The following is an 18,618-nucleotide window of genomic DNA, read 5'->3' as shown; positions in this document are numbered from 1 at the left end:
TGCTTGGTTAATGCCTTCGAGATTTATGCGGCTGTTTGCCAGGATTGCCGCTCCTGTTTTGTAGCTTGTTGAGTTAAGTCGATTCGAAAAATTGGTGCAGGTTCTACGATCGTAAAGGCGCAGTTTTCCGCCCCTTTCCTAAACCGGATTGCTCTGGTTTTATCGTCTATGGCTGTCCAGATGCTATACATGCCTGATTCATACAGTTGTAGCAATTCGGATAATAACGACTAAGGAAAGTCGTATATCCTGACTCAATCGCTTGAATGATCGTTCATCCGGTTGGCATATCTGGCCTCATACCATTCGCTTTGGTGTAGCGCCGTATTGCTGCTTATACGCTTTGATGAAATGAGACACACTCTCATAACCGATTTCCATACTAACTTCTGATACGTTCTTGTCGGTATTGCGCAACAGAAAATGAGCGTGCTCCAGGCGTTTCTGGCGTATCCAGTGGCCGGGGGATGTATGAAAATGGTTTTCAAACTCTCGCTTGAAGGCGGATAAACTTCGTCCCGACAATTTCGATAACTCACTCATAGATAAAGGTTTGAGGAAGTACGTGTTCATCAGGTAATCGAGATCTGTTTTCTGGCCCTGATAAATATGAAGGAGTGTGGCCCGTAAGTGGCCTGATGTGTCCAGTTCGAGCAAATGCAACAATAACTCCTGAAATTTCAGGCGAAGCAACTCATTTAAAAAGGGCGTTTTAGCGCCAAAGTAAGGCAGTAATGAGTTTATGAAGGTGGTGAACGTAGGCGACGATGAAAACGACAGAATAAGGTCTGCCGGTGGGGGAGCAGGCAGTGCCTGAAACAGAGACAGGTGCTGGCTAACAAATTCTTTGAGGAGTTTCTCATTGACGAAGAACACCAGACTTCGATAGCTGTTGTCTATGGATTCGTTCATCGAATAGCAACCCCGCTGGAAAAACAGAATCTGCCCTTTGTGTACGTGCAGTTCCTGCGTGGGTGAGCTAAATTTTTTCTCGCCCTCCAATACCACAATGACGGCATGTTCTTCAAAGAAAACCTCGTTCCGTTCAGGATATACGTCACTGCGGTAAGCCACGAACTTCATCTCCGACGCGTCGGGTCGCCGAATGTTCAGGGACTCAAACTGATTGGGCTGGATGGATGAGGGGACGCGGAGCATGACTTAGTATCGCTTAGTTAGCTCCTGCTCAATAATTAGATCAATCCATTCTTTATTGGGCGAAACTTCCTGCTGGATTGCATCCCACATTAATTCATTGTCAATTCCCCAATAATGATGAATTAATTTATCGCGCATTCCAGCAAAACCTTTCCAGTCAAACTCCAGATGATTATAACGGATTTCATCCGGCACATTTTTGCAAGCTTCCCCAATAATCTTGCAACTTCTGACAAATGCTTTAGATAGAAATGGATGACTCAGGAACTCCTCGTAGGTAACTCCTTGTGAATATTTCAAAATGTAAGCCAATTCGTCTCGTATGTGCTGTAAGAACTCAATGGGTGAAGGGGGCATATTCAATCTCTTTTTCAGCCTCACGTTTAACAAATGCAGCCATTCCTTCCCAAGTAAGAAGTTCTACTTCCCGGCCCATTACTTTCTCCAGGTAATAAACCATATTAATGAAATTTCGGAATGTCTTCTTCCCTTCCGGAAACTCCACCACAAAATCAATATCGCTCTTTTCGGTTTGCTCTCCCCGGACAAAAGACCCAAATAGACCTAGTCTGGCAGCACCAAATAGCTTTAGCGCCGATTGGTGCGACTGGATACGCTCGAAGGCTTGCGGTTTATTTTGAACGGCTGTTATCATAGTTTCTGTTATACCAAGTTACACCAAAAACTGAAATAAGTCAGGTTGATCGTTGAGGTATTCGAATACGATGTTTTGCGCCTGCATGCGCTGGATGAGCGGCCCAAAATCTTCGCGGTGCTTTAGTTCAATTCCGACTACGGCGGGGCCTGTTTCGCGGTTTGTTTTCTTGGCGTATTCGAACCGACTAATGTCGTCATCGGGGCCGAGTACGTTCAGGAAGTCGCGAAAAGCACCGGCCCGTTGCGGGAATCGGATAATGAAATAATGCTTTAGCCCTTCGTATAGAAGCGAGCGTTCCTTGATTTCCTCCGTCCGGGTAATGTCGTTATTGCCACCGCCAACCAGACACACGACATTTTTTCCTTTGATTTCATCTTTCAGGAAGTCCAGCGCGGCAATGGATAAGGCGCCTGCCGGTTCAGCTACAATGGCTTCTTCATTGTAAAGTTGTAAAATAGTTGTGCACACCTTTCCTTCCGGAACCAGTAGAACACGGTCGAGATTTTTCCGGCAAATCTCAAACGTTGTATCGCCAACACGCTTCACGGCGGCTCCGTCAACAAATTTGTCAATGTGATCGAGCGTGACGACGTGGCCTTCGTCAATGGCCACTTTCATAGATGGCGAACCGGCGGGTTCTACGCCAATGAGTTTGGTTTTTGGGCTTAGCTGTTTGAACACGGCCGAAACGCCCGATGCCAAACCACCTCCGCCAATGGCCATGATCAGGTAGTCGATCTTAAAGTTAGAGTCTTTAAAAATCTCCAGCCCTACAGTACCCTGTCCTTCCATCACTTGCACATCATCGAATGGATGCACGAATACGCTGTCGTGGGTATCGACAAATTCCATCGCTGCGTGATAGGCATCGTCGTAGGTATCGCCAACGAGAACCACTTTTACGAACTCCTTACCAAATAATTTGACTTGCTTAACCTTCTGATTGGGGGTCGTAGTGGGCATGAAAATGGTGCCATGAACGGCCATTTTTCGGCACGCATAGGCTAATCCCTGGGCATGGTTACCTGCGCTCGCGCAGACAACGCCGTTGACCAGCGATTCCGCGGTCATACTGGCCATTTTGTTATAAGCACCCCGAATTTTATACGAGCGCACAACCTGCAGATCTTCCCGTTTGAGGAAAATAGTGGCTCCGTACCGGTCCGACAGGTTAATGTTCTCCTGAAGCGGAGTATGCGTGGCTACGCCCCGAAGCCGTTCGGCGGCCAGATATATATTGTCGAGGTCAGGAAAGGTAAATTTCTTGTCGTCTACTACTGTGCTCATAACGTAAAGTTAAGCAAAATGATACGAACACGGCTGTGACCGATCAGGCAGATCAGAACGGATAAAAAATAAATTCTGATCCGTATGAATTTGCCTGATCGGCCACAGCCGTGTTCGTATCGATACTAGCTCCGCTCTGGGCGCAGCGACCGGACGGCTTTACCAGCCTGCCACATTTCTGAATCGCGCAGTTCGGCTAGTTCGATTTCCAGCTTTTCGCGGTAGTCGGGTTGCGAGTTGCGGGTGATGCTTATTTCGGCCTGCTCCTGCGATTTTACCGAGTTGTATAATTTTTCGAACACGGGTTTTGTCGCATCGTGGAACGGTTTCCACCAGTCGAGGGCACCGCGCTGGGCGGTTGTCGAACAGTTGGCGTACATCCAGTCCATGCCATTTTCGGCGACGAGTGGCATCAGCGACTGCGTCAGTTCTTCAACCGTTTCGTTGAATGCTTCGGAAGGGCTGTGGCCATTGGCCCGCAGAACTTCATACTGAGCCGCAAAAATGCCCTGAATAGCACCCATCAGCGTACCCCGTTCGCCGGTTAAGTCAGACGTTACTTCTTTGTAAAAATCGGTTTCAAACAAATAACCTGAACCCACGCCGATACCCATGGCAATGGCTTTGGTCCGGGCATTGCCGGAAGCATCCTGGTAAATGGCAAAGCTGGAGTTCAGCCCTTTGCCTTCTACGAACAACCGGCGCAGCGATGTTCCTGACCCTTTCGGTGCCACCAGGAATACATCGACGTCGGTAGGAGGAACGATACCGGTTTTCTCTTTGTATGTTACGCCAAATCCGTGCGAGAAATACAGCGATTTACCAGGCTTAAGGGCGGCTTTCACCGTTGGCCATAGCTCGATCTGAGCGGCATCGGAGAGCAGGAAGCAAATGATCGTGCCTTTTTCTAACGCTTCTTCAATTTCGAACAAGGTTTCGCCAGGTACCCAGCCATCGGCAATGGCCTTATCGTACGTTTTGCCTTTACGCTGTCCAACGATAACGTTAAAGCCATTGTCGCGCATATTCAACGACTGGCCGGGGCCTTGTACGCCATAGCCAATTACGGCAATAGTTTCATTGGCCAGCACCTCACGGGCTTTCTCTAACGGAAATTCTTCCCGCGTTACAACTTGTTCCTCAACTCCTCCGAAATTAATCGTTGCCATGTTTAATTGGTTTTGTACTCGTATTGTGTGATTGGTTATAAATAGTAGGCCCATTCGGACTCAGGCAGGTACTCGACCAGCCCTTTTTCTGTTTTGCCAACGGCCACCCGACCGGAGCGAACAAACTCCAGAATATCGTATTGCTTGATATAGGCGAAAAACTCGAAAATCTCGGTGTCATTACCTGTTTTCTCGATAACAACGTAATCCAGTCCCCAATAAACGACCCAAGCCTTATACTCCTTATTGATGGTTTCAACATCCAGCGACTTACTGCCTAGTGGTGTCGAAATCTTGAACAAAGCAATTTCGTTGTAAACAATCTCATCGTTGAGATAACCGAAGACGGCCATCACTTCGACGATCTTACGGATCTGACGGACTAATTTTTCGACCTCCTCGCGGGATTCATGTTTGATGACGATGGTGAATCGGGATACGCCTTTTCGCTCCGTTTCGGACACCGTCAGGCTTTCGATGTTGATGCGCCGACGGGTGAAAATGATGGTGATGCGATTAAGCAGCCCGATGGTATTTTCCGTGAATATGCAGATCGTGTAGGTAGTCATTTTATTTAAGTCTAATCTGCGAAACACTGGCGCCAGCGGGAACCATCGGAAATACGTTCTCTTCTTTTTCGACAATTACTTCGAGCAGAAATGGCCCATCGTGAGCCAGCAGTGTGTCGAGGGCGTCGGAAAGATTTGATCGTTCGTCACAGGTTTGTCCATCCATACCAAAACCACGGGCTATGGTAATGAAATCGGGATTTTGCAGCTCAACGAACGAATAGCGCCGTTCGTGAAAAAGCTGCTGCCATTGGCGGACCATTCCCAAGAAGTTGTTGTTTAAAATGATGGCCTTCACCGGCTGTTTGTTCTGGACAATGGTGCCCAGTTCCTGCAAGGTCATCTGAAAACAACCGTCGCCAATAACGGCCACGACCTGCCGGTCAGGAGCGCCCACTTGCGCCCCGAAGGCCGCTGGTAATGCAAAGCCCATTGTACCCATTCCACCCGAAGTAACCAGGCTGTTGGGGCGCCGAAACTGGTAATATCGGGAGGCCATCATCTGATGCTGACCTACATCGGTCACCAAAATAGCTTCACCTTTGGTTTTTTTCGACAGCATATCGATCACCTCGGCCATTCTGATCTTACCACCCGTATTGGTCAATTCAGGAACCGTAATGGTTTCATTCTCGATGGCGTCATACTTACGAAACTCATTCCGCCAAACGGTATGATCGTTGGGTTTTACAAGCGGTAGTAGCGCTTTTATAACTTCTTTGGCATCGCCAACAACCGGCGCGTCGGCCCGAATGATCTTGTCGATTTCGGAGGGGTCAATCTCGATATGGACGACTTTTGCCTGCTTAATGTATTTGCTGGCATCACCCGTTACCCGGTCGTCGAAGCGCATACCGATGGCGATAATTACATCGGCCTGGTCGGTCATTACATTCGGACCGTAGTTGCCATGCATACCCAGCCAGCCAACGTAAAGTGGGTGATTGGTTGGAATAGTCGACTGGCCCAGCAGGGTCGTTGCGACTGGAATTCCTGTCTTCTCGGCCAACTCGCGCAGTTCGTCTTCCGCTTTGGCGATCTGAACACCATGCCCGACAAGTATGTAGGGGCGTTTGGCCGAGTTGATCAGGGCAGCCGCTGCTTCGACTTGCTCCTGTTTAGGGATGCGCCGTGGCCGGTAGCTCACCAGGCTCTGGCAGCGTTCGTACACGTAAGGTTTTGTCATTAGCTCCAACTGAGCACTCTTGGTCATGTCGATCAGGACAGGACCCGGCCGGCCCGACTGGGCAATGTAGAACGCTTTGGCCAGTATTTCGGGAACCTCATCGGCATCCGTAATCTGATAATTCCATTTAGTGATTGGCATGGTCACGCCCATGACATCGGCTTCCTGGAATGCATCGGTACCTAATAGTTTCTTGCCAACCTGACCAACCAGGCAAACCAGGGGCGTAGAGTCAATCAAGGCGTCGGCAATGGCTGTTACCAGATTGGTTGCTCCCGGACCAGACGTGACCAGGCAGACACCCGCGCGGCCCGTTACGCGGGCATAGCCCTGTGCCGCATGACCAGCGCCCTGCTCGTGGCGTACCAGAATGTGGTTTATCTGGTCCTGATAGTCGTAAAGCGCATCGTATACGGGCATGATGGCTCCACCAGGATACCCAAAAATGGTATCGACGCCTTCGGCCAGCAAGGCTTTCATCAGGGCATGCGAGCCGTTGATGTATGTAGGGGCCACAGTATCAATGGCCGCAACGGATGCGGCAGGAACTGTTTCCGGTTTAATACTGGCAATTGCTTCCATGATGTATGGTCAATTTAAAAGTTGTATTCAGTTTGTTGATTTACTGTTGGTAATAGACTTAAATCCTGCTGTCCATTAGCGGACTGAAAATGGATTCTATGCTTCGTCCGTTACACAGCCTTCACTTGCCGATTTCACATTACGGATGTATTTACCCAGCACGCCTTTCGTGAATGGAGGAGCGGGTTGCTGCCATTCGCTTTTGCGCTGTGCCATCTCTTCATCCGAAATATGAAGCGTCAGTTCGCGGGTAGTGGCGTCGATGGTGATCCGGTCGCCGTTGTGGACCAGGGCAATTGGCCCGCCGTCGAAGGCTTCGGGTGTAACGTGACCTACCACGAAGCCATGGGTACCACCCGAAAAACGTCCATCGGTAATGAGCGCTACTTTATCGCCAAGGCCCGCGCCCATAATGGCCGAGGTTGGCTTAAGCATTTCGCTCATACCGGGGCCACCCTTCGGACCCGCGTTGCGAATAACCACTACCTGACCCGGCAGGATTTCGCCCTTTTGGAGTGCGTCGATCACTTCACTTTCATGTTCGCACACTTTAGCGGTACCATCGAAATGCAAACCCTCTTTACCCGTGATTTTAGCCACTGATCCTGTTGGGGCCAGGTTTCCACGAAGAATCTGAATATGGCCGGTTGGCTTGATCGGATTACTCAACGGCCGTACAATATGTTGGGTGTCAAAATTGAGATCGGGCGCTTCCTCCAGATTTTCGGCAACGGTTTTCCCCGTTACGGTCAGGCAATCACCATGCAGCATCCCATTTTGGTAAAGGTATTTCATAACGGCCGGTACACCCCCAATTTCGAGCATATCCTCCATATAATACTTACCGCTTGGCTTCAGGTCGGCCAGAAAAGGAACCTTGTCACTGATGGCCTGAATTTCATCCAGGGTAAGTGTAATACCTGCCGCCCGGGCAATAGCCAGAAAGTGCAGTACGGCGTTGGTAGAGCCGCCTAAGGCCATCACCACCGTGAGTGCGTTTTCGAGCGATTTGCGTGTAATAATATCGGCTGGTGTGATGTTACGTTCAAGCAGCAGGCGCATGGCTGCCCCAATTTTCTTGCACTCTTCCTGCTTGCCTGCGTGTGTGGCCGGATAGCTGCTGCTGAAGGGCAAACTCAAGCCCATCGCTTCAATACTACTAGCCATTGTGTTGGCGGTGTACATACCACCACAAGCACCGGCACCCGGAATAGAATTCTTGATAACGCCCTCGTAATCTTCGTCAGATATATTCCCAGCGTATTTCTTGCCCAGCGCTTCAAAAGCCGAAACGATATCTAATTTCTGCCCTTTATAGTGGCCCGAACGAATGGTGCCACCGTAGACCATGATACTTGGCCGGTCAAGGCGGGCCATCGCCATTACGGCACCTGGCAGGTTCTTATCACAACCTACAACAGTCACAACGCCATCGTACCACTGAGCCGCTACGACTGATTCAATTGAGTCGGCAATTAAATCCCGGCTGGGTAGTGAATAGCGCATGCCGTCGTTGCCATTGGTCATGCCGTCAGATACACCAATCGTATTAAAGATCAGCCCGACCAGCCCGCTAGCCTGAATACCCTGCTTTACATAAACCGATAAGCCGTTCAAGTGCATATTACAGGTGTTCCCTTCATACCCGGTACTGGCAATGCCAATTTGGGGCTTCTGCATATCGTCCTCACTTAAGCCAACTCCGTAGAGCATCGCTTTGGCGGCTGGATTACTTATTTCCTGTGTGAGAGTACGACTAAAGCGGTTTAGTTCGGTTGTAAGCTGCTCGGTGATCATATTTAACATTTAGCGAAATTTCGCTGATAGTGTAATAACGCCGTAAATAAAACCGATGTTTCTGGAAAAGGCAAGAAAAAACGCATTATTTGTTTGAGAGAATCGGCCTGTGTTAATTTTGAGGTATGACAACTGAAACAACTTCCCATTACGACCATCTGGAGCGAATGTCGGTTCACGACTTGCTGGTGAATATTAATCAAGAAGATAAGACTGTACCGTTGGCCGTCGAACAGGCGATTCCGCAAATTGAAGCACTGGTAACTCAGATCGTTGATCGCATGCGTAAAGGCGGACGGCTCATTTATATCGGTGCGGGTACAAGTGGTCGACTGGGGGTTGTCGATGCGTCGGAGTGCCCACCAACATATGGTGTTCCACATGATCTGGTGATTGGGCTGATGGCCGGTGGCGATGGCGCCATTCGGAAAGCCGTTGAATATGCGGAGGATGATGCAGAACAGGCCTGGAAAGACATCGCCCCGTATCAACCCGATTCAACAGATACGGTGATTGGCATTGCTGCTTCGGGCCGGACTCCGTATGTAATAGGTGGATTGAATGAGGCTCGGAAAGCGGGTCTGCTCACAGGCTGTATCGTTTGTAATGCCGGGTCGGCGGTGGCACAGGCTGCTGAGTTTCCGGTAGAGGTGGTTACAGGACCGGAATTTGTGACGGGCAGTACTCGAATGAAAGCTGGAACAGCTCAGAAATTAGTCCTGAATATGATTTCGACCTCCGTAATGATTCAGTTAGGACGCGTGAAAGGCAACAAAATGGTTGATATGATGCTGACGAATATTAAGCTACAGGATCGGGCGGCCAAGATGGTTATGAGTGAAATTGGTGTTGATCGGGAACAGGCCGAAGCTTTATTAGCCAAATTCGGGAATGTCCGGGGCGCTATTGACGGCTTTACTCAAGCTGGAAAATAGGTAACGGTAAGCTTTCAGACCAGTAAGCCATATGTACTGGTCATGCCTCTTCAGTAAAACGTGGTGCGTTGATCGAGATACCCGCACGACTCGTTCGTTCTTTTGTCTGGGCAAGGGTTGTCAACAGTTTTCCTATTTCTGCTATACAACGAATCAACGAAAAGCAACCCACCATTGGCGTAGCTTTGGCGGCTAGTAAGGGCTGGGCGTGCTGGTCAAGGGCCAGATGCCAGCCAGTTTGTTTGGTGTCGGGAAAGTGCTGGAAGGTGTAATCGTGTATCCGCTTGAACCATTTCAGGCAGTCGGGGTGGCGGGTATGTTCGTACCCTTTAAGCAGGGCTGTCAGCGCTTCAACCTGAACCCAGGCCCATTTTTGCTGCCAATCAGGAAAAATAAAAGGTTGCTGTTTAACGTCGATATATGGATTCAGGCCTGCGTTGGCTTCATCCCATGCCTGCTCACAAAGGCGCAGACACCAGGTGACGACTTGCATCGCTAACCGGCGATTGCTGTTCATAACGGACCCTGTTTTGACAGATGCGCTTTCCGTGTAGAAGTCGAACAGGTAGCAGGCCGTTTGAAAAGAGAGGCCAACGTTCAGTCGTCGGCCCTCAGGCGTGTTCATGAAGGCACCTTCGGGTAAGATAAACTCGCGAAGGGTATCCGTACGCCGATCCATAAAGCCGTGCAGGATGTCCTGTACAACGAGGTCAATCGTTTGTTTCCAGCTATCTTCAGCAAGTAAAGGCTGCATGCCCAGAACCATTTTCAGAACGGCTACCGTTTCGCTCAGATGCCGTATTGGCCGGAAACCACCAAGCATAGTAGCCTGTTCAGCCAGAACGTTGGTACGGTGTTCAAGTACATAGGAAAAGACTTGTTTCGCCAGCATAGCCCATTCATCCTGATTCGTGGCGCGGTGCATCTGTGCATACGCCATAACCGCAAAACTAGCCGGAACGAGGTCAACGGACTGGGCGACGGGACGACCGCGTCGGTCGAGCTGGGCGTAGCAGGCAAGCGAATCGTCGTGGGCGAACTGACTGAGGAAGCTGACTCCATGACTGGCGTGCTCAAGCCAGGCTGGCTGGCCATCGAGAGTGTTATAAAGCCAGGCGAAAGTCCAGGCTTGCTGAGCCTGTAAGGTCACAAATTTGTCGCCTTCTATCTGGTCGCCTGTTGCTGATAAAAGATCAATGTACCCGCCACACTGCTCATCCCGGCTGTTTTTCAGCCAAAAAGGCACAACCTGTCTTAACAAGGCCTGCTGATAAGTGGCGGATAGTTTTTGGAAATCAAGCACAGACGAATGTAGGATAGATAGTATAGGATGTATGTAGTATTTGGCTATGCACTCAAATATATCATATACTATCTATCATACATCCGATCAATATACTTTTTCTACCTCGCGCTGTTCTTTATCTTCAGGCAATATGAACTTCATTGGCTTACCCACTTTACCCGGCAACAACGCTATATCAAGAACCTGGTCGACGGTATCGGCATAGTGGAAAACCAGATCTTTAATATATGACTGGTTGATTTCCTCAATGTCTTTTCGGTTTTTCGAGCAGAGAATCAGCTCCTTGATACCTGCCCGGTTTGCCGCCAGAATTTTCTCTTTGATACCACCTACCGGCAATACTTTACCCCGTAACGTCACCTCACCAGTCATTGCCAGATACGGCTTAACTTTGCGTTGCGTATAAATAGACGTCATTGACGTAAGCATCGTAATCCCCGCCGAAGGACCGTCTTTAGGAACAGCACCGGCTGGAATGTGAATATGCAAATCGTAGTGATTAAAGATGCGGTAGTCGATACCCAGGTCGTCGGCATGGGCTTTCAGATAGGAAAGTGCCGTAATGGCCGATTCCTTCATCACGTCTCCCAATTGCCCTGACAACGTCAGTACGCCTTTGCCTCGGCTCAAACTTGACTCGATCAGTAGGATTTCTCCACCAACCTGGGTCCAGGCCAAACCCGTAACCACACCGGCAATGTCATCGTCGGCGTACAGTTCTTTATCGAAGATTTCGGCACCCAGCATTTTCGGAATATCACTCACCTTGATGGTGTGGTTGTATTCCTCCTCCATCGCAATGGATTTGGCAACCTTGCGGATGAGGGCACCAATTTTCTGTTCCAGATTCCGAACGCCCGATTCGCGGGTGTAGCCTTCAATAATGCGCAGAACGGCTTTGTCGTCGAAGACCAGATCTTTAGGCTTTAGGCCGTGATCCCGGCGTTGCTTGGGAATCAGGTACTTTTTAGCGATCTGGACTTTCTCTTCAACTGTATAACCTGCAATATCAATTATCTCCATCCGGTCGCGCAGGGCGGGGTGAATGGTATCGAGTGAGTTGGCTGTAGCAATGAACAATACCCGCGAAAGATCGAATTCCGTTTCGAGGTAATTGTCCATGAACGTTGAATTTTGTTCAGGATCAAGTACTTCGAGCAAAGCTGACGATGGATCGCCCCGGAAATCAGAGCTTACCTTGTCGATCTCATCCAGAATGAATACGGGATTGGCCGTACCACACTTCCGAATGTTCTGAATAACCTTACCAGGCATAGCGCCAATGTAGGTCTTCCGGTGACCGCGAATTTCAGCTTCGTCGTGCACGCCACCCAAAGCCATACGGCTATATTTACGACCTAATGCTTTGGCCACCGATTTCCCCAGCGAGGTTTTTCCCACGCCCGGAGGACCGTATAAGCACAGAATCGGGGCTTTCATGTCATTTTTAAGTTTCAGAACGGCGAGGTATTCAATAATCCGCTCTTTCACTTTTTCCAGGCCAAAATGGTCGGTATCCAGAATTTTCTGCGCCCGCTTCAGGTCAAAATTGTCCTTGGTATATTCGTTCCAGGGCAGATCGACCATTAGCTCGACATAGTTCATTGTTACCGGATATTCCGGTGCCATTGGATTGATACGCTGTAACTTGGTCAGCTCCTTATCAAAATGAGAACGAACTTCAGTTGGCCACTTTTTGCGGTCGGCTTTGATGCGTAACTCATCAATGTCGCGGTCGGGGTTTTCCATGCCCAGCTCATCCTGCAACACTTTCATCTGCTGACGCAGGTAGTAATCGCGCTGTTGCTGGTCAAGATCCGATGACGCTTTAGACTGTATCTCACGCTTGAGTTCGAGCAACTGTACTTCCCGAAGCATGAATTCGAGCAGAAGATTCGCCTGCTGATTTCCCTCAAGTGTCTCTAAAAGGCGTTGCTTATCGGCAACATCCGCGTTAACGTTCGATGACAGGAAGTGCAACAGGAACGTTGGGCTTTCGATATTATCAAGGGCAATGCGGGCTTCCTGCGGAATCTCCGGGTTAAGGCGCAGCATTTTGTAGGCAGCATCTTTCAGCGATTGAAGCAACGCTTTGCCTTCCTTCTTATTTACGTTCGCAAAGGAATCATCAATTTGGCGCACCTGGGCCGTCATGAACGGTTCTTCCTGCGTAAACTGCTGAATTTCAAAACGTTTTTTGCCCTGTATGATAATGGTAATGTTCCCATCAGGCAGGGTAATCATCTTTATGATATACGCTACCGTACCAAAACGGTATAGATCATCGGCCGTGGGTTCGTCTTTTTGTTGATTTAACTGCGCAACTACGCCTATAATCCGATTTCCTTTGTATGCTTTTTTAACTAACCGTATCGACTTCGACCGGCCAACTGTAACAGGAATTACCATACCCGGAAACAATACCGTATTCCGAACGGGCAGAATCGGCAAGTTGGCAGGTAATTCGTAATCATCATCTAACCCTTCTGGCGACCCAAGCGGTACAATCTCTAAATTGTCCGAATCAAAATCGGTCATCAATAAGCGGGTAGCTAAATCTTGGTCTGAATGCATAAGTACACTGCCAGCTTGGCAGCATTGAATATTTGGTGCCTGAAATATGGGAAAGGCAGGGAATACGAAGTATTTGCAAGGTCCGTGCCAATCATTACCTTGTGACGAACTGGCGGACCCGTCGTTACAATGACAAAATTAACTAATTAGGCTACTTGGTAACCCATAAATTTATTATTCGACTGAAATGTCCTGAATAGGTTGATTTTTACGGAAGACAAAGGTTTTTTTATGGCCTTGATACTGAACATTAACCATATTTACCTGATCGTCAAACATTTCCATCAACACATTTTGTTTCAGTAAGCCACCGCGAAGTGGCTCGGCGAAAGGCATCTCTAGATAAATCCAGTGAGCGTCCGTCTCAACCTCATAACCTACGTATTTTATTGGCTTCGTTTGCTTCTGCGAGTTTACATATGAAAAATGTGACTGCACATATTTTTCGATCAACGGGTCATTTTTTCCGGTTCCGCTCAGATTCACTCTACTTTTAGACGCTTCGGCAAGTGCTTTCTCGAAATCATCGGTAAAAATCCGGATACTTATTTCAAATGTCCGCTCCTTCGCGTTGTATTGCATTTGCGTTACACTGGCATGGAAATCGTGCGCCGGTCGGTTAGCCATCAGGCCAACCAGTAAAATGCCGCTGAATAATTTTTTAAGCACAGGAAGCACAAAGTTGTACCAGAACGAGTACAACGCTACCCAACCTTAGTTAAGTAGCGTTGTGCTTGTTCTGGTTAATTGGTTAAAAAACGGCCTTGAAAACGTCATTAAAGATAGCAAAAGCCATCAAGCCAAGTAGAATAACCATGCCGACTTTTTGGGCTCCTTCCAGGAAACGGTCAGATGGTTTACGACCGGAAATGATTTCGTAACTCAGAATCGTGGCGTGTCCGCCATCGAGCGCTGGAATGGGCAGCGCATTCATAAACGCAAGCGCCATGGATAGTACGCCGGTAACGGTCCAGAAACGATCCCAAAGCCAAACACCGCCAAAGAGATTCTGGGCAATACCAATTGGGCCGCTTAGTGCTTTTGAGGCAGACACTTCGCCCCGGAAGATCTTACCAAACCCTTTAATGTTGTCATACACAACCTGAAATGCCTTTTTGCTTCCAACACCCAGCGCTTCGCCGAACGTGTATTCCTGCTTCGTCAGGGGTAACAAAAACTCAGGGTAGAAGCCAATGGTACCATCGGCAGTGGTCTTTACTGTGAGCGTCGTTGGCTGACCATTCCGGTTAATACCCAGTGTCAGCGGTTTGTCCTTGAGTGGTTTCACAATCTCGGTAAACTCGTGGTAAAACCGAATGGGTTTGCCATTAACGCTCGTAATGATATCGCCTGCTTTGAGGCCCGCTTTGGTTGCGGGTTGACCCGGCACCAACTCGGCTACCTTAAACGGCTCGATGGGTTCGATAAACTGACCAGCCGCTTTCTTGTCGGCTAACTTATCAACAAAATTATTCGGGATGAAAATGTCTTCCAGCTTACCATTCCGCTCAATCGTGTATGAGCTGTTATTGCCAAGGAACACATCTGAGCTACGAATTTCATTGAAGTCGGTGATTGTCTTTCCATTGACCTTCACAATTTTATCCCCCGTTTGTAAGCCGATGCTTTTGGCCAGATCATAGGCGACAATGCCATATTTAGCGTCTTTGGCAGCCAGATACGTATTGCCGTTTTTGTAAGCAATGATCACGAAAATCAGAATTCCAACGATCACATTAACAATAATGCCACCGAGCATCACAATCAAACGCTGCCAGGCGGGTTTGGCGCGAAACTCATAGGGTTGGGGCTCTGTGTTGGTATGGGCTGTATCGAGCGATTCGTCAATCATGCCCGAAATTTTCACAAAACCACCCAGCGGAATGGCCCCGACACCGTATTCGGTTTCGCCCCGTTTGATACTCCATACTTTAGGGGGAAAGCCAATAAAATACTGCTCTACGCGCATGCCGAAGGCCTTGGCGGCCAATAAATGACCTAATTCGTGTAAGCCAACGAGAATGGATAAGCCCAGAATGAGCTGACCCGCCATTATTAAAATCTCTAAATACTTAGGTTCCATGTAGTTAATCCGCTATGGCAGACCGTTGTGATAATGCTAATGTGAGGGTTTTAAAAATACGCTTTATTTAGCGTCGGCTTTTGAGGGCGCGAAGTAAAATAATGCCGAGTACAATACCTACGATAAACCAAATCCAGTAAGTCACGTAAAGTAAAAACGTTGAGCGTGGTTGATACGATACAAACAGTTAAACCAAAGTTTTAATTCGCTCCGTAGCAAGCCGACGGGTTTCTTCGTCGGTGTAGACATAGTCATCGTAGGTCGGCTTTTCGACAAAAGTTACTTTAGTCAAACAGGACTCAATGATATCCGAAATTTCCAGAAAACTGACCTGGTCGTTCAGGAAAGCATCGACCGCTACTTCATTAGCCGCGTTAATAACGCAGGGTGCATTGCCGCCCCGTTTCAGGGCATCGAAAGCAAGCTGAAGATTTCGAAACGTTTTCAGGTCGGGCTGCTCGAACGTCAGCGACGGATAATCTATAAAGTTGAAGCGAGGAAAATCAGATTTCAGCCGATTGGGATAGCCCAGTGCAAACTGAATGGGTAAGCGCATATCGGGCAGGCCCATTTGCGCTTTAAGGCTGCCGTCTTCGAACTGCACCAGCGAATGAATAATGCTCTGCGGGTGAACGATGACGTCGATCTGCTCGGCCGTCAGGCCAAATAACCACTTGGCTTCAATGACTTCCAGCCCTTTGTTCATCAGTGTGGCCGAGTCGATGGTGATTTTGGCTCCCATCGTCCAGTTCGGATGCTTGAGCGCCTGGGCTTTCGTCACGGTCGACAAAAATTCCGGTGTCTTTCCCCGGAAAGGCCCACCCGATGCTGTCAGAATAATTTTCTCGATTGGGTTGTGAAACTCACCGACCAGGCACTGGAAAATTGCGGAATGTTCCGAGTCGACGGGGTAGATGTTGATGCCTTTTTGGGCTGCCAGTCGGGTAATGAGCTCGCCTGCCACCACCAGTGTTTCTTTGTTGGCCAGTGCAATAGCCTTCCCTGCTTCAATCGCTTTGATGGTGGGCAGTAGTCCGGCGTAACCCACCATGGCCGTCAACACCATGTCGATGGTATCCATCTGCACGACCGACGAAATGGCTTTGGCTCCGGCATAGACCTTAATGCCCAACGGGTCGAGGGCCGAGAAAACCTGATCGTAGCGATTCTCATTGCAGATAACCACAACATTCGGTTTCAGTTCAACGGCCTGCTGAATGAGCAGATCGGCATTGTTGTTGGTCGTCAGCACCTCAACCTGAAACTGGTCGGGATGGGATTTTATCACCTCAACGGCCTGGGTCCCAATAGAACCTGTAGAGCCGAGGATGGCGATATGGCGTTTTTTTATGTCAGTCATTTAGTTTTTACTAGGTCGAAATTGACTTTCACTCCTAATTCTTCTTCGATGGCACGGGTGTAATAAACTAGACTCGGTCTTGTCATTAACAAGTCATCAATATACTGTTGAGCCGTTTTGTCTGACAGAATAAGCGTTTCTTTGAGGTTCTCCAAGTAGCAACGTCGTTCAAATGCCAATCCTTCATCATCTAGTTTTAGGAGTTTGATAAGGTTAATAGCCTCTTGATCATTAAGCGAAGCAGCTAAATAGTCACCTTCAAAATAAATAATTCGCTCTTCAAAAGCCTCATCTGTTGGGTTTAAAATGGGTTGATACTGTTCCCACTTCGACGCCTTTTCACCGTTCCATTGAGCCTTAACTAAAAACCAATTCTGATAGCTATCATCAGGCGTGTCTTTTAGCGTGGGGTTAAAGTGCTCTATATCTTTTTTGTCCGAACGTCCCAAATACGTTTCCGTGTAAGCGCAGATATTGTGTTGTTCATCGCAAAGCACATTTGCCAACTTTTTATTGTCGCCCCCGACTCTGTACGTCAACTTCTCTTGCAGAATAACTGAACTGTCTGACTTATTTACTCTGCGCATATTGACCAGCGAAATTGTAGCGATTTCCTAATTCAAGCCGTTCGGCAATAAGTTGATTTTTCTTTTCCTCATCCGTTTCTGCCCTAATCTGCATCGCAAGCTGCCGATACCACTCATATTCATCAAGACCTTTCTGTAACATCAACTCAGCCATCGCGAAATCCTGACGCAAAATATCATTCGGGTCGTCACCTTCTGGTGCAACACCGGTATGATAATTTACTTCGCCATTTTCATCAAAATATAGAACGAACCGTTCGCATGGCTCAAAAGCTGATGCGATGATAGGCGAATGAGTGGCGAAGAAGAATTGTGCTTCAGGGGCAAGGGAAGTGTAATAATCTACCAGCTTTCGCTGAATATCCGGGAATAAGGAGTGTTCAGGTTCATCGAATAAAATAACTCCCTTATTAATTTGGCTTTTATAAATAGGAATAGCTGTTACCAATAGTTGCTTCGTTCCAGTACTTAAGCCATTAAAAGCCAGCTGTTTACCACCCTTCGTTTTTATTACAATTAACGCTTCAGTACCTTCTGTATCAACTTCAAGAAAAAAATCTTTCAAAACAGAATTTAGGCAATTAGTAGCGATATCAACCTTAGGATTAGGGTTTTCAGTTTGCCACTTATTTAGGCTTTCAGATAAGCGATGAGGTGAAAAACTGCCATTTTTCTGAATAAGATCAATGGCAACTTTCTTTAAGCTTTCATCATATTTTTCAATATCATTAAGTAAATAAGACCACAAATAACGTCCATCCAAAGAGTGGAAGGCCAGTGTTTTTGATTGGGCCAGTCTATCAATAGACTCTTGTCTTTTCTCATTAATGAGAAAAAGCTCATCTGTGCTAGCTAAATAGGCCCTGTTATCTTCATTTCTGTTTGCAGTAAGACTGTATGCATAACTAAGAGCAGATTCGTCTATGTACAAGCATAGCTTGCTGTAAGATTTTATAGCATCATAAATATTACTAGGTTGTGACTGAATCCAATCCAAACTGCTACCGGCAATATCTTTGTCATTATTTGTATATAAATCGGAAGGACTACGAAGAAACTCGGATCCAAAACGGATTGCTTGATCGGAGATTTTTGCATGTACAGAAACATTGGCTCTGAATGTATCATAATGACTGACTGTAGGAATCGAAAATCTATTCGTTGAGATTTGATAGCCATCATTTATAACTTGAAAAAAATCCCAAATTATTCTTAGCAACGTCGTCTTTCCCGTTCCGCTCTGCCCGATAAAACACACCTTCTCTAATGGCTGGCCAGCTTTTGGATGGTCATTTGGATAGGTAAAGTCAAATTTTATATTCTTGAACTGGCGGTATTCGCCAATGTCTATTCCGGTTATCTTCATC

16 protein-coding genes are annotated in these 18,618 nt (G+C 47.8%); 1 reads left to right on the top strand and 15 read right to left on the bottom strand.

All coding sequences use genetic code 11. The features are described 5' to 3' along the window. Window positions 1-297: 297 nt before the first annotated feature. From SD10_RS23380 to ilvD, 8 genes are all read right to left on the bottom strand, one after another. Window positions 298-1,158, bottom strand: coding sequence for a helix-turn-helix transcriptional regulator (locus SD10_RS23380; protein ID WP_046577208.1), 861 nt, complete (start codon window positions 1,156-1,158; stop codon window positions 298-300). 3 nt (window positions 1,159-1,161) lie between these two features. After that, complete coding sequence (locus SD10_RS23375; RefSeq protein WP_046577206.1) at window positions 1,162-1,515, bottom strand: HepT-like ribonuclease domain-containing protein; 354 nt, start codon at window positions 1,513-1,515, stop codon at window positions 1,162-1,164. Further along, window positions 1,496-1,813, bottom strand: coding sequence for a nucleotidyltransferase family protein (locus SD10_RS23370; protein ID WP_046577204.1), 318 nt, complete (start codon window positions 1,811-1,813; stop codon window positions 1,496-1,498). Before SD10_RS23370 ends, SD10_RS23375 begins: the two co-directional genes overlap by 20 nt. A gap of 18 nt (window positions 1,814-1,831) precedes the next feature. Continuing rightward, window positions 1,832-3,103: a threonine ammonia-lyase gene (ilvA, locus tag SD10_RS23365; RefSeq protein WP_046577202.1), complete on the bottom strand. Its 1,272-nt coding sequence runs from the start codon at window positions 3,101-3,103 to the stop codon at window positions 1,832-1,834. 125 nt (window positions 3,104-3,228) lie between these two features. Further along, window positions 3,229-4,272: a ketol-acid reductoisomerase gene (gene ilvC, locus SD10_RS23360; RefSeq protein ID WP_046577200.1), complete on the bottom strand. Its 1,044-nt coding sequence runs from the start codon at window positions 4,270-4,272 to the stop codon at window positions 3,229-3,231. A 35-nt stretch (window positions 4,273-4,307) separates the two neighbouring features. After that, window positions 4,308-4,841, bottom strand: coding sequence for an acetolactate synthase small subunit (ilvN, locus tag SD10_RS23355; protein WP_046577199.1), 534 nt, complete (start codon window positions 4,839-4,841; stop codon window positions 4,308-4,310). Window position 4,842: 1 nt separating this feature from the next. Then, window positions 4,843-6,609: a biosynthetic-type acetolactate synthase large subunit gene (gene ilvB / locus SD10_RS23350; RefSeq protein ID WP_148562495.1), complete on the bottom strand. Its 1,767-nt coding sequence runs from the start codon at window positions 6,607-6,609 to the stop codon at window positions 4,843-4,845. A gap of 96 nt (window positions 6,610-6,705) precedes the next feature. Then, window positions 6,706-8,406: a dihydroxy-acid dehydratase gene (gene ilvD / locus SD10_RS23345; protein ID WP_046577197.1), complete on the bottom strand. Its 1,701-nt coding sequence runs from the start codon at window positions 8,404-8,406 to the stop codon at window positions 6,706-6,708. Between the two features lie 125 nt (window positions 8,407-8,531). Between ilvD and murQ the strand changes: the two genes are divergently transcribed. Then, the gene (gene murQ / locus SD10_RS23340) at window positions 8,532-9,341 is read left to right on the top strand and encodes an N-acetylmuramic acid 6-phosphate etherase (RefSeq protein ID WP_046577196.1); all 810 of its coding nucleotides are present in this window, start codon (window positions 8,532-8,534) and stop codon (window positions 9,339-9,341) included. A 40-nt stretch (window positions 9,342-9,381) separates the two neighbouring features. Here murQ and SD10_RS23335 read toward each other — a convergent pair whose 3' ends face one another. The 7 genes from SD10_RS23335 to SD10_RS23305 all read right to left on the bottom strand — a co-directional run bounded on the left by SD10_RS23335 (window position 9,382) and on the right by SD10_RS23305 (window position 18,617). Continuing rightward, window positions 9,382-10,644: an AGE family epimerase/isomerase gene (locus tag SD10_RS23335; RefSeq protein WP_046577194.1), complete on the bottom strand. Its 1,263-nt coding sequence runs from the start codon at window positions 10,642-10,644 to the stop codon at window positions 9,382-9,384. 87 nt (window positions 10,645-10,731) lie between these two features. Further along, window positions 10,732-13,221 (bottom strand): endopeptidase La, encoded by a 2,490-nt coding sequence (lon, locus tag SD10_RS23330; RefSeq protein ID WP_046577193.1) that lies wholly within the window; start codon window positions 13,219-13,221, stop codon window positions 10,732-10,734. Between the two features lie 174 nt (window positions 13,222-13,395). Continuing rightward, window positions 13,396-13,890 (bottom strand): DUF6702 family protein, encoded by a 495-nt coding sequence (locus tag SD10_RS23325; RefSeq protein WP_227699052.1) that lies wholly within the window; start codon window positions 13,888-13,890, stop codon window positions 13,396-13,398. A gap of 82 nt (window positions 13,891-13,972) precedes the next feature. After that, on the bottom strand, window positions 13,973-15,304 hold the full coding sequence (rseP, locus tag SD10_RS23320; protein ID WP_046577192.1) for an RIP metalloprotease RseP: 1,332 nt from the start codon (window positions 15,302-15,304) through the stop codon (window positions 13,973-13,975). Window positions 15,305-15,491: 187 nt separating this feature from the next. Next, window positions 15,492-16,664: a 1-deoxy-D-xylulose-5-phosphate reductoisomerase gene (locus tag SD10_RS23315; RefSeq protein ID WP_046577190.1), complete on the bottom strand. Its 1,173-nt coding sequence runs from the start codon at window positions 16,662-16,664 to the stop codon at window positions 15,492-15,494. Then, the gene (locus SD10_RS23310; RefSeq protein WP_046577188.1) at window positions 16,661-17,251 is read right to left on the bottom strand and encodes a hypothetical protein; all 591 of its coding nucleotides are present in this window, start codon (window positions 17,249-17,251) and stop codon (window positions 16,661-16,663) included. The genes SD10_RS23315 and SD10_RS23310 overlap by 4 nt, the downstream gene beginning before the upstream one ends. Next, the gene (locus tag SD10_RS23305) at window positions 17,235-18,617 is read right to left on the bottom strand and encodes an AAA family ATPase (RefSeq protein WP_046577185.1); all 1,383 of its coding nucleotides are present in this window, start codon (window positions 18,615-18,617) and stop codon (window positions 17,235-17,237) included. Before SD10_RS23305 ends, SD10_RS23310 begins: the two co-directional genes overlap by 17 nt. Between the last annotated feature and the right edge of the window lies 1 nt (window position 18,618).

The sequence above is a fragment of the Spirosoma radiotolerans genome (genome assembly GCF_000974425.1).
GTDB lineage: Bacteria > Bacteroidota > Bacteroidia > Cytophagales > Spirosomataceae > Spirosoma > Spirosoma radiotolerans.
This window is presented reverse-complemented; position numbering and strand designations above follow the sequence as displayed.

What these genes read in the sequence shown, in the direction of transcription:
- SD10_RS23380 (WP_046577208.1), bottom strand. Translation starts at nt 1,158, where the DNA reads ATGCTCCGCGTCCCCTCATCCATCCAGCCCAATCAGTTTGAGTCCCTG.
- SD10_RS23375 (WP_046577206.1), bottom strand. Translation starts at nt 1,515, where the DNA reads ATGCCCCCTTCACCCATTGAGTTCTTACAGCACATACGAGACGAATTG.
- SD10_RS23370 (WP_046577204.1), bottom strand. Translation starts at nt 1,813, where the DNA reads ATGATAACAGCCGTTCAAAATAAACCGCAAGCCTTCGAGCGTATCCAG.
- ilvA (WP_046577202.1), bottom strand. Translation starts at nt 3,103, where the DNA reads ATGAGCACAGTAGTAGACGACAAGAAATTTACCTTTCCTGACCTCGAC.
- ilvC (WP_046577200.1), bottom strand. Translation starts at nt 4,272, where the DNA reads ATGGCAACGATTAATTTCGGAGGAGTTGAGGAACAAGTTGTAACGCGG.
- ilvN (WP_046577199.1), bottom strand. Translation starts at nt 4,841, where the DNA reads ATGACTACCTACACGATCTGCATATTCACGGAAAATACCATCGGGCTG.
- ilvB (WP_148562495.1), bottom strand. Translation starts at nt 6,609, where the DNA reads ATGGAAGCAATTGCCAGTATTAAACCGGAAACAGTTCCTGCCGCATCC.
- ilvD (WP_046577197.1), bottom strand. Translation starts at nt 8,406, where the DNA reads ATGATCACCGAGCAGCTTACAACCGAACTAAACCGCTTTAGTCGTACT.
- murQ (WP_046577196.1), top strand. Translation starts at nt 8,532, where the DNA reads ATGACAACTGAAACAACTTCCCATTACGACCATCTGGAGCGAATGTCG.
- lon (WP_046577193.1), bottom strand. Translation starts at nt 13,221, where the DNA reads ATGCATTCAGACCAAGATTTAGCTACCCGCTTATTGATGACCGATTTT.
- rseP (WP_046577192.1), bottom strand. Translation starts at nt 15,304, where the DNA reads ATGGAACCTAAGTATTTAGAGATTTTAATAATGGCGGGTCAGCTCATT.
- SD10_RS23315 (WP_046577190.1), bottom strand. Translation starts at nt 16,664, where the DNA reads ATGACTGACATAAAAAAACGCCATATCGCCATCCTCGGCTCTACAGGT.
- SD10_RS23310 (WP_046577188.1), bottom strand. Translation starts at nt 17,251, where the DNA reads ATGCGCAGAGTAAATAAGTCAGACAGTTCAGTTATTCTGCAAGAGAAG.
- SD10_RS23305 (WP_046577185.1), bottom strand. Translation starts at nt 18,617, where the DNA reads ATGAAGATAACCGGAATAGACATTGGCGAATACCGCCAGTTCAAGAAT.